We start from the raw sequence: 9,487 nt of genomic DNA, 5'->3' as shown, positions 1-9,487 counted from the left end.
ACCTTCACGTGGGAGCGCACCGACCGCGCCCAGTCGTTGCGTGACGCCGCCGGCCTGTAATTTTTCCTGCAGCGCTGTGCGAAAGCCCCTGCCGAGCAATCGGCAGGGGCTTTTTTGTGACATATCGGCTGACAACAGCGGCGCAGCAAGGGCCGCCAGACTTGCCTAGGCTGGGAACTCCCTTCCGCCATGCAAGGATGCTGGCCATGCTGATCAAGCTTTTGTTCACCCTGATGATGCTGACTGCCCCGCTGGCCTGGGCCGCCCCCTGCCCCGACTGGGGTCGGCAGCAAGTTGACGCCGAGGTCGCTCAACTACGCGCCACGCTCGCCCAGTGGGACGACCACTATCACCGTCAGGGCGTCGCGCTGGTGGCCGACGAACTCTACGACCAGAGCCGCCAGCGCCTGGAGCTGCTGCGGCAGTGCTTTGGCCTCGCAACCGGCCCTTCGCCCCTGGCCAGCGCTGGCGGACCGATCCCTCATCCGGTGCCACATACCGGGGTAGACAAGCTGGCCGACCAGCAGGCCGTGAAACGCTGGTTCACCGGCAAGACCGATGTCTGGGTACAGCCCAAGGTCGATGGCGTTGCGGTTTCCCTCACCTACCGAAAGGGCCGCCTGGTGCAACTGATCAGCCGAGGCGATGGCGTGCATGGGCACGACTGGAGCCGGCACATTCCCCAGCTCGGGGCCATTACCCGGCGGTTGCCCCGACCACTCGACCTGCAGCTGCAGGGGGAACTCTACTTGCGCCACGGCGCCCACGTACAAGCCCGGGCTGGCAGCGCCAATGCCCGTGGCACAGTTGCAGGCCTGCTTGCACGCAAGCAGCTGGCCGGTGAACAAGGCAACACTGTCGGCCTGTTCGTCTGGGACTGGCCACAAGGCCCCAGCCAACAAGCCGAACGCCTTGCCCAGCTGACGCAGCTGGGTTTCCCCGACAGCCAGCACTACAGCGTCGCGATCGATACACCGGCGCAGGCAGCACACTGGCGCGAGCACTGGTACCGCTCCGCCCTGCCCTTCGCCACCGATGGCGTGATTTTGCGACAGGGCAGCCGGCCCCCTGCCGAGCGCTGGCAAGCCAAGGCCCCGTACTGGATCGCGGCCTGGAAGTACCCCTATGTGCAGGTTTTGGCCGAAGTGCGCGACGTACGCTTTCGGGTCGGCCGCACCGGCAGAGTGACGCCGGTGCTGCACGTGCTGCCGGTCACGCTTGATGATCGACGAATCACTCAGGTGAGCCTTGGCTCGCTGGCCCGCTGGCATGGCCTCGACATCCGCCCTGGCGACCAGGTGGCCGTCAGCCTCGCCGGGCTGACCATTCCACGATTCGAGCAAGTGGTGCATCGCGCCGTCGAGCGACTGCCGGTAAGCGCACCTGAGCCCGGCCGGCATCACGCCCACAGTTGCTGGCAGATCAGCGAGGGCTGCGAAGAGCAGTTCGTTGCCCGCCTTGCCTGGCTCAGCAGCAAACAGGGGCTGGCACTGCCACGCACCGGGGCCGGTACCTGGCGCCGGCTGGTGGCTGCCGGGCTGGTGAATTCAATGAGCGACTGGCTGGACCTGGACGCCGAGCGCCTGCGCCAGGTAGCGGGCATCAGCATCGTGACGGCTACACAGCTGCAGGACAGTTTCAAAGCAGCGCGCTCGCGTCCCTTCGCCCAATGGCTGCGTGGGCTCGGGGCGCCCTTGCCTGGCGGCATGCAGGTGGCGGGCGCATGGTCGGCGCTGGCTGCGCGCACAAGCCTTGAGTGGCAAGCCTTGCCCGACATCGGGGCAAAACGCGGGCAACTGCTTGCCGACTTCTTTGCAAGCAACGAGGTCAATGCCATTGCAACCCAGTTGGCCGGCGCAGGGGTAGATGGGTTTGACGTCGAGCACACGGTGACCACGCAATGATTTTTTACCAATTTGCTTGTAGGGAAACCCTGAGATTGCACAAGAAATGCCTGAGAAGGGTTTCTAAATCGGCAAAACCAAGGCAGCATTTCCCCCAACTTTGCTACCCCGCCCCGTTCAGGAGGCTTTACATGAAGCGCTTTTCCACCTTTTTTCTGCTCGCAACGCTTGGCCTGGCCACGGGCTCCGTACAGGCTGCCCAGCCGGATGCCGGCCTGACCGGTTGCGCCGCCAAGCGCAGCGCCATCGAGAACCAGCTGAAAATTGCCCGCGAGCATGGCAACACCGACCAGGTCGCGGGGCTTGAGGAAGCGCTGCGCGGGGTCGACAACTGCACCGACGCCAGCCTGCGCAAAGAACGAGAGCAGAAAGTGCTCGATGCCCGCCATGAAGTGGCGCAACGCGAGAAAGACCTGAAAAAAGCCGAGAAGAAAGGCGACGCGGAGAAGATCAACAAGCGCAAGGACAAGCTCGCCGAGTCCCGTAAAGAACTGCAGGAAGCGGTGGACGAACTGGACCGCTGAAGCCCCCCGGCAAACGCGGTGAGTGTGTAGGAGCGGCCTTGTGTCGCGATCGGGCCGCGCAGCGGCCTCGGCGATTTACGCATCAAGGCTGAAATCCCAAGGCCGCTGCGCGCCCTAATCGCGACACAAGGCCGCTCCTACAGGATCTGTGCAAGACAGTTCCACAAAGGGCAATGCACGCTATCAATGATTACGAAACTCGGTATGACAGGCCTTGCACGCAGCTTCGACCTTGTCCATCGGTGCCTTCAGCTGCCCGGCATCGAGTGGCTGACCCCGAGTGGCATCGACCAGCTCGCCAGTGACGCCTTCCAGCTGCCGGGCCAGGTCATGAAAGCGCGCCTGACGCTCCCACACTTCGGCGCGCGCGCTACTGTCGCCAGCAGCATCACGCACCTGTGGGAAGTGCTGCCAGGGCTGATGCGACAGGTTGTCCAGCTTCAGCGCGCCGTCGGCAAACTTCAGCCCGTCGAACGGCAGTCGGCCACGCAGCATGCCGCCCAGGTCTTCGCTGGTCTTGAGCATGTCCTTGAAGATTGCCTTGCGTTGGCCCAGCGGCGAGTTCGGGTCGACCCGATCACAACCCGCCAGGGTCAGCGCTGCCAGCAGAACAACGGTCAATCGCTTCAACATCATGCTCACTTCAGCCTGCGCAAATGGGCGGCCAGTATCGCTGCCCAAGCCCCAAACACCAATAGCCACATAAATAACAGGGGCGAATCTTCATATTTGCGCCTGACAGGAATGCACTCATGAAATCTGCCCTGCGCCACCTGGCCTGGACAATCCCGGCCCTGGCTTTGCTGGCCGGCTGCAACGGCGGCGAGAACGCCAAGCCCGAGCCCCACGCCATCGCCACCTACGCCCCTGCTACCTGGCAAGACCTGCCTGCGGTCAGCGATGAAGACCTGCTGGCCGGCTTCTACGCCTGGCGCAACGGCTGCCAGAAGCTCAAGCGCGACCCGGTTTGGGCCGCCACTTGCGAAGCAGCTGGCAGCGATACCGCAAGCGCAGCACAGGTGCGTACTTTTCTTGAGCACAACCTGCAGGTGTACGGCCTGCGGTCTGCCGAGAACAACGCCAACGGCCTGATCACCGGTTACTACGAGCCGGTCTACCCGGGTAGCCTGAGCCAGTCGGCGACCAATCATGTGGCGGTCTATGGCGTACCTGAAGACATGATCGTGGTTGACCTTGCCAGTGTTTACCCCGAACTGAAAGGCAAGCGCTTGCGCGGTCGCCTGGATGGCCGGGTGCTCAAGCCCTACGACACGGCCGAGGTCATCAACCGTGACGGTGTCAAGGCACCGGTGCTGGCCTGGCTGACGGACCCGATGGACCTGCAGTTCCTGCAGATCCAGGGTTCCGGCAGGGTACAACTGGAGGACGGCCGCCAACTGCGCCTCGGCTATGCCGACCAGAACGGCCACCCCTATCGGCCGATCGGCCGCTGGCTGGTGGAACAGGGTCAGCTGAAAAAAGAAGAAGTGAGCATGGGCGCCATCCACGGCTGGGCCCAGGCCAACCCGCAGCGGGTACCGGAACTGCTGGCCAGCAACCCCAGCTACGTGTTCTTCAGCACCCGCCCGGACAGCAACGAAGGCCCGCGCGGCTCGCTGAACGTGCCGCTGACTGCCGGCTACAGCGTAGCCATCGACCGCAAGGTGATCCCGCTGGGCAGCCTGCTGTGGCTGTCCACCACGCGCCCGGATGGTTCACCCGTGGTACGCCCGGTGGGCGCCCAGGATACCGGTGGGGCAATTGCCGGCGAAGTGCGTGCCGACCTGTTCTGGGGCACCGGGCCGGAAGCCGGCGAGCTGGCGGGGAACATGAAGCAGCAGGGGCAGATCTGGATGCTGTGGCCCAAAGGCAAGCCGTTGCCTGAAGTGCCTAAAGTGCCTTGATCGGTGTCGCCCGCTCCCACAGCTATCGGATCCGCACAATACCTGTGGGAGCGGGCATGCCCGCGAAAAAGACAACGCGGTCTCAGATGGAAACCACAAAGAACGCCACGATCATGGCCACCCCGGCAAACCACACCAATGACCGCAAGGCAGCCCAGTCGGCCAGGTAACAGATGATGTAGAGCAACCGGCTGGTGATATACATCACCCCCAGCACATCCTGCGTCACCTGCTCGGCATTGCCGACGATATCCGCCACCAGCACTGCGGCCGCAAACGCCGGAAACGCCTCGTAGCTGTTCTGCTGCGCGGCATGCGCACGGCGCGGCAGGCCCGAGAGCGTGTCAAGGAAAGCGCGCGGGTCGTGATTGTCCTTCAGGCCGAAACGGCCGCTGCCGACCTTGGCAATCAGCGCACACAGGGGCGGCAAAATCATCGCGATCAAAATGCACCACAGGGCAACAGTCATGGACGGGACTCCTTGTTCAGTCTAGAGGTCAAAGCTTCATTACCAGCATGCCGGCCAATACCAGCCCGCAAGCTAGGAGTCTCGGCCCGCCAAAAGGTTCTTTGAGATAACGCATGCCCAGCAGTACCACCAGGATCACACTCAACTCCCGCAGTGCCGCCACCTCGGCCACCGAGCCCAGGTGCATCGCCCATAACACCAGGGCGTAACTGAACAATACGCAGAACCCTACCGCCAGCCCCAGGCGCCATTGGGTGCGCCAGAACAAGGCAAACGGTGCCGGTCGCGCAACGCCGGCCAGCAGCGGAAACTGCCAGGCGCTGAGCAGGGTCAGCCACACCAGGTAGTCCCAGGGCTTGCCCCACAAGCGGATGGCCTGGCCGTCGAACCAGGTGTAGCAACCGATACACAGGCCAATCAGGGCGACCACCGGCAACATCGACCAGGGCAGCCGGTCACCGCCGCCGCCCTGCCACAACAGGCAAGCCATGCCGCAAGGGATCAGCAGGATACCAATGATCTGCTGCTGGCTCAGCGACTCCCCGGCAAACGCCAGGGTCAGGCCCAGCACCACCAGCGGTGACAGCCCGCGCATCAGAGGATAGACCAGCCCCAGATCGCCGACGCGGTAGGCCTGGATAAGCAGATAGCGGTACAACTGCTCGGCCAGCGCAGAGGCCAGCAGCCACGGCCAGATATTGGCAGGTGGGACCTCGACGAAAGGTACAGCCAGCACGGCGAAGGCCAGCGCCACCGTGTCCATGCTGGCAATCACCAGCAAGCGCTCGCCGCTGAATTTGATCAGGGTATTCCAGGTCGCATGCAGCAGGGCGGCGACGAGCACCAGAGATGTTGCCAACACGCCTTGTTGTCCTTATGGCCTTTTTATGGCTGTGAATATATAGGGTTCGGGGGCCGCTGTGCGGCCCAATCGCCGGCAAGCCAGCTCCCACATTGACCGCGTTGCTTTCAAGGTCGATGCAGTACATGTGGGCGCTGGCTTGCCGGCGATTGGGCTGCGCGGCAGCCCCTTTACATGGGAACGATTGGAACGAATCCGGTCAAAGCCTGTGTCCCGAACCCCTCGCCAGGTCATCAAAGAACTGCCCGAGCCATTCGGGTTACGACTTGGAAGCCACTGCTACAGGATTTGGGATGCTTGAACTAGTTGCCGCGTTTATCTGCCTGACCACCCTCCTTACCTACGTCAATTACCGTTTCATCGGCCTGCCCCCCGCCATCGGCGTGATGGTCACGGCGTTGCTGTTTTCGCTGATCCTGCAAGGGCTGAGCCTGGTCGGCTTCCCCGGCCTGGAAGCTCGCGTCGAAGGGCTGATGAACCAGATCGACTTCAACGACCTGCTGATGCACTGGATGCTGGCGTTCCTGCTGTTTGCCGGCGCCTTGCACGTCAACCTCACCGACTTGCGCAGCTACCGCTGGCCTATAGGGCTGCTGGCGACCGTCGGCGTGCTGATTGCCACCGTGGTCATCGGCTACTTGTCGCACTGGGTATTCGCCATGTTCGGCTGGCAGGTACCGTTGATCTACTGCCTGCTGTTCGGTGCACTGATCTCGCCGACCGACCCGATTGCAGTGCTCGGCGCACTGCGTACCGCCAATGCCTCGAAACCACTGAAAACCACCATCGTTGGCGAGTCGCTGTTCAACGACGGTACCGCCGTGGTGGTGTTCACCGTGTTGCTGGGCATCATCCAGCTGGGAGAAACGCCGAGCTTTGCCGACACGGCGATTCTGTTCGCTCGCGAGGCCATCGGCGGGGTGGTGTTCGGCGGCATCATCGGCTACGCCACCTACCGCATGATCAAAAGCGTCGAGCAGTATCAAGTCGAGGTCATGCTGACCCTGGCGCTGGTCATCGGCGGTTCGGCCATGTGCTACGAGCTGCACGTTTCGGCGCCGATTGCCATGGTCGTGGCCGGCCTGATCATCGGTAACCTGGGCCGCAACCTGGCGATGAACGACATGACCCGTCGCTACATGGACGGCTTCTGGGAGCTCATCGATGACATGCTCAACGCCCTGCTGTTCGCGCTGATCGGCCTGGAGCTGTTGCTGCTGCCGTTCAACTGGATGCACCTGGCCGCCGGTGGCGTGCTGGCGCTGGCGGTGCTGCTGTCGCGGATGCTGACCGTGGCCCCGGCGATCTTGCTGCTGCGCCGCTGGCGCCCGGTGCCCAAGGGCACGGTGCGGGTACTGACCTGGGGTGGCCTGCGTGGCGGGGTGTCGGTTGCCCTTGCGCTGTCGCTGCCGCTGGGCGAGGAGCGTGACCTGCTGCTGTCGATCACCTACATCGTGGTGCTGTCGTCGATCCTGGTGCAGGGCTTGAGCATCGGCCGGGTGGTGCGCAAGGTCAGCGCCCAGCCGTAGGATTTTCGGGGCCGCTGTGCGGCCCATCGCCGGCAAGCCAGCTCCCACAGGATGGCGCCAGGCCCCGGTTCTGCGCTGTACCTGTGGGAGCTGGCTTGCCGGCGATGGGCTGCAGAGCAGCCCCGGAAAATCACTCTACCGCCGAATCCGGGAACTGGTCCTGCACGTACTTGATCTCGGTGCGCCCGTGCGCCGCCGGCATGCCGTCCTCACCCAGGTTGACGAACACCATCTTGTCGACGGTGAGGATGCTCTTGCGGGTGATCTTGTTGCGCACTTCGCACTTCAAGGTGATCGAGGTGCGGCCGAACTCTGTGGCAGTGATACCCAGTTCGATGATGTCGCCCTGGCGCGAAGCACTGACGAAGTTGATTTCCGACATGTACTTGGTCACCACGCGCTGGTTGCCCAGCTGGACGATGGCGTAGATCGCTGCCTCTTCGTCGATCCAGCGCAACAGGCTGCCACCGAACAAAGTGCCATTGGGGTTGAGGTCTTCGGGTTTAACCCACTTGCGGGTGTGAAAGTTCATCTGTACTCCTGACCTGCTTGGCTAACGTCCAGCAATGATGGCAGAGCGGCCGCGATCGCTCCATTGAACATCGACTATCGTCGCGATTAATCGACAGAAAACCTTGGGCAAGCCGCCCAGCACGGCTATAATCTGCGCCGTTTCACATGGCTGCCCACAGCGGCGCCATGCCCGCCACCTGTCCGAGGGGCGCTGCAGCAGGCTAGGCCTGTCAGGCTCGGATGGGGCGTTGCTCGCTCTCGCGGGCGCTTAACGCACAACGGCGCCCATTCGCACACTACGAATGGAGGCTCTCATGAGCGCTGCAAACATGCCTGCTGGTTTTACCGATTTCAAAGTCGCCGACATCTCCCTGGCCGCCTGGGGCCGTCGCGAAACCATCATCGCCGAATCGGAAATGCCTGCGCTGATGGGCCTGCGTCGCAAGTACCTGACCGAGCAACCGCTCAAGGGTGCGAAGATTCTGGGCTGCATCCACATGACCATCCAGACCGCCGTGCTGATCGAAACCCTGGTTGCCCTGGGCGCCGAAGTGCGCTGGTCGTCCTGCAACATCTTCTCCACCCAGGACCAGGCCGCCGCATCCATCGCCGCCGCCGGTATCCCTGTGTTCGCCTGGAAAGGTGAAACCGAGGAAGAGTACGAGTGGTGCCTGGAGCAGACCATCCTGAAAGATGGCCAGCCATGGGACGCCAACATGATCCTCGACGACGGTGGTGACCTGACCGAGCTGCTGCACAAGAAGTACCCACAGGTACTGGACCGCGTACACGGTGTGACCGAAGAAACCACCACTGGCGTGCACCGCCTGCTGGACATGCTGGCCAAGGGCGAGCTTAAAGTCCCGGCGATCAACGTCAACGATTCGGTCACCAAGAGCAAGAACGACAACAAGTACGGCTGCCGTCACAGCCTGAACGACGCCATCAAGCGTGGTACCGACCACCTGCTGTCGGGCAAGCAGGCCCTGGTGATCGGCTACGGTGACGTGGGCAAGGGCTCGGCCCAGTCCCTGCGCCAGGAAGGCATGATCGTCAAAGTCACCGAAGTTGACCCGATCTGCGCCATGCAGGCCTGCATGGACGGCTTCGAACTGGTTTCGCCGTTCATCGACGGCATCAACGACGGCACCGAAGCCAGCATCGACAAGGCCCTGCTGGGCAAGATCGACCTGATCGTGACCACCACCGGTAACGTCAACGTCTGCGACGCCAACATGCTCAAGGCCCTGAAGAAGCGTGCCGTGGTCTGCAACATCGGCCACTTCGACAACGAAATCGACACTGCCTTCATGCGCAAGAACTGGGCATGGGAAGAGGTCAAGCCGCAGGTACACAAGATCCACCGCACCGGCGCTGGCAGCTTCGACCCGCAGAACGACGATTACCTGATCCTGCTGGCCGAAGGCCGCCTGGTCAACCTGGGCAACGCCACTGGCCACCCGAGCCGCATCATGGACGGTTCGTTCGCCAACCAGGTACTGGCACAGATCTTCCTGTTCGAGCAGAAGTTCGCCGACCTGTCGGCCGAGAAGAAAGCCGAGCGCCTGACCGTTGAAGTGCTGCCGAAAAAGCTCGACGAAGAAGTGGCCCTGGAAATGGTCCGCGGCTTCGGCGGCGTGGTCACCCAGCTGACCAAGCAGCAAGCCGACTACATCGGTGTGACCGTCGAAGGCCCGTTCAAGCCGCACGCCTACCGCTACTAAGCAGCAGGCAACGCCAAGCAACGATGCCCAAGCCAGGCCGGCTCACACCGGCCTGGCT

The 9,487-nt window shown here is 63.0% G+C and carries 9 protein-coding genes and 1 riboswitch; of the genes, 5 read left to right on the top strand and 4 right to left on the bottom strand.

The features are described from left to right. The first annotated feature begins 206 nt into the window (after positions 1 to 206). Positions 207 to 1,904, top strand: a complete 1,698-nt coding sequence (gene ligB, locus HP546_RS20310) for an NAD-dependent DNA ligase LigB (protein WP_172228761.1) — start codon at positions 207 to 209, stop codon at positions 1,902 to 1,904. Positions 1,905 to 2,035: 131 nt separating this feature from the next. Next, complete coding sequence (locus HP546_RS20305) at positions 2,036 to 2,428, top strand: DUF1090 domain-containing protein (protein WP_172228759.1); 393 nt, start codon at positions 2,036 to 2,038, stop codon at positions 2,426 to 2,428. A 183-nt stretch (positions 2,429 to 2,611) separates the two neighbouring features. Here the strand turns inward: HP546_RS20305 and HP546_RS20300 are convergent, their stop codons facing one another. Further along, complete coding sequence (locus tag HP546_RS20300; protein WP_172228757.1) at positions 2,612 to 3,061, bottom strand: cytochrome c; 450 nt, start codon at positions 3,059 to 3,061, stop codon at positions 2,612 to 2,614. A gap of 119 nt (positions 3,062 to 3,180) precedes the next feature. Between HP546_RS20300 and HP546_RS20295 the strand changes: the two genes are divergently transcribed. Next, positions 3,181 to 4,332: a murein transglycosylase A gene (locus tag HP546_RS20295; RefSeq protein WP_172228731.1), complete on the top strand. Its 1,152-nt coding sequence runs from the start codon at positions 3,181 to 3,183 to the stop codon at positions 4,330 to 4,332. Positions 4,333 to 4,414: 82 nt separating this feature from the next. On the opposite strand, the gene HP546_RS20290 is transcribed toward HP546_RS20295, so the two are convergent. Both HP546_RS20290 and HP546_RS20285 read right to left on the bottom strand, forming a co-directional pair. After that, positions 4,415 to 4,801 (bottom strand): MAPEG family protein, encoded by a 387-nt coding sequence (locus tag HP546_RS20290; protein WP_172228729.1) that lies wholly within the window; start codon positions 4,799 to 4,801, stop codon positions 4,415 to 4,417. Positions 4,802 to 4,829: 28 nt separating this feature from the next. Then, the gene (locus HP546_RS20285) at positions 4,830 to 5,663 is read right to left on the bottom strand and encodes an EamA family transporter (RefSeq protein WP_172228727.1); all 834 of its coding nucleotides are present in this window, start codon (positions 5,661 to 5,663) and stop codon (positions 4,830 to 4,832) included. A gap of 293 nt (positions 5,664 to 5,956) precedes the next feature. On the opposite strand from HP546_RS20285, the gene HP546_RS20280 reads away from it, so the two are divergent. Continuing rightward, entirely contained in the window at positions 5,957 to 7,192 is a 1,236-nt protein-coding gene (locus HP546_RS20280; protein WP_172228725.1) for a sodium:proton antiporter, read from the top strand. Positions 7,193 to 7,322: 130 nt separating this feature from the next. On the opposite strand, the gene HP546_RS20275 is transcribed toward HP546_RS20280, so the two are convergent. Continuing rightward, positions 7,323 to 7,724 carry an acyl-CoA thioesterase gene (locus HP546_RS20275; protein WP_027592453.1) on the bottom strand — a complete coding sequence of 134 codons (402 nt, stop codon included), beginning with the start codon at positions 7,722 to 7,724 and terminating at the stop codon, positions 7,323 to 7,325. Between the two features lie 178 nt (positions 7,725 to 7,902). Further along, positions 7,903 to 7,999: riboswitch (S-adenosyl-L-homocysteine riboswitch) on the top strand. A 20-nt stretch (positions 8,000 to 8,019) separates the two neighbouring features. On the opposite strand from HP546_RS20275, the gene ahcY reads away from it, so the two are divergent. Continuing rightward, the gene (ahcY, locus tag HP546_RS20270; RefSeq protein WP_172228723.1) at positions 8,020 to 9,429 is read left to right on the top strand and encodes an adenosylhomocysteinase; all 1,410 of its coding nucleotides are present in this window, start codon (positions 8,020 to 8,022) and stop codon (positions 9,427 to 9,429) included. The last annotated feature ends 58 nt before the right edge of the window (positions 9,430 to 9,487 follow it).

The sequence above is a fragment of the Pseudomonas sp. CM25 genome, from assembly GCF_013179705.1.
GTDB lineage: Bacteria > Pseudomonadota > Gammaproteobacteria > Pseudomonadales > Pseudomonadaceae > Aquipseudomonas.
This window is presented reverse-complemented; position numbering and strand designations above follow the sequence as displayed.

Excerpts from the sequence above, each read along its gene's own strand:
- ligB (WP_172228761.1), top strand. The coding sequence starts at position 207 with ATGCTGATCAAGCTTTTGTTCACCCTGATGATGCTGACTGCCCCGCTG.
- HP546_RS20305 (WP_172228759.1), top strand. The coding sequence starts at position 2,036 with ATGAAGCGCTTTTCCACCTTTTTTCTGCTCGCAACGCTTGGCCTGGCC.
- HP546_RS20300 (WP_172228757.1), bottom strand. The coding sequence starts at position 3,061 with ATGTTGAAGCGATTGACCGTTGTTCTGCTGGCAGCGCTGACCCTGGCG.
- HP546_RS20295 (WP_172228731.1), top strand. The coding sequence starts at position 3,181 with ATGAAATCTGCCCTGCGCCACCTGGCCTGGACAATCCCGGCCCTGGCT.
- HP546_RS20290 (WP_172228729.1), bottom strand. The coding sequence starts at position 4,801 with ATGACTGTTGCCCTGTGGTGCATTTTGATCGCGATGATTTTGCCGCCC.
- HP546_RS20280 (WP_172228725.1), top strand. The coding sequence starts at position 5,957 with ATGCTTGAACTAGTTGCCGCGTTTATCTGCCTGACCACCCTCCTTACC.
- HP546_RS20275 (WP_027592453.1), bottom strand. The coding sequence starts at position 7,724 with ATGAACTTTCACACCCGCAAGTGGGTTAAACCCGAAGACCTCAACCCC.
- ahcY (WP_172228723.1), top strand. The coding sequence starts at position 8,020 with ATGAGCGCTGCAAACATGCCTGCTGGTTTTACCGATTTCAAAGTCGCC.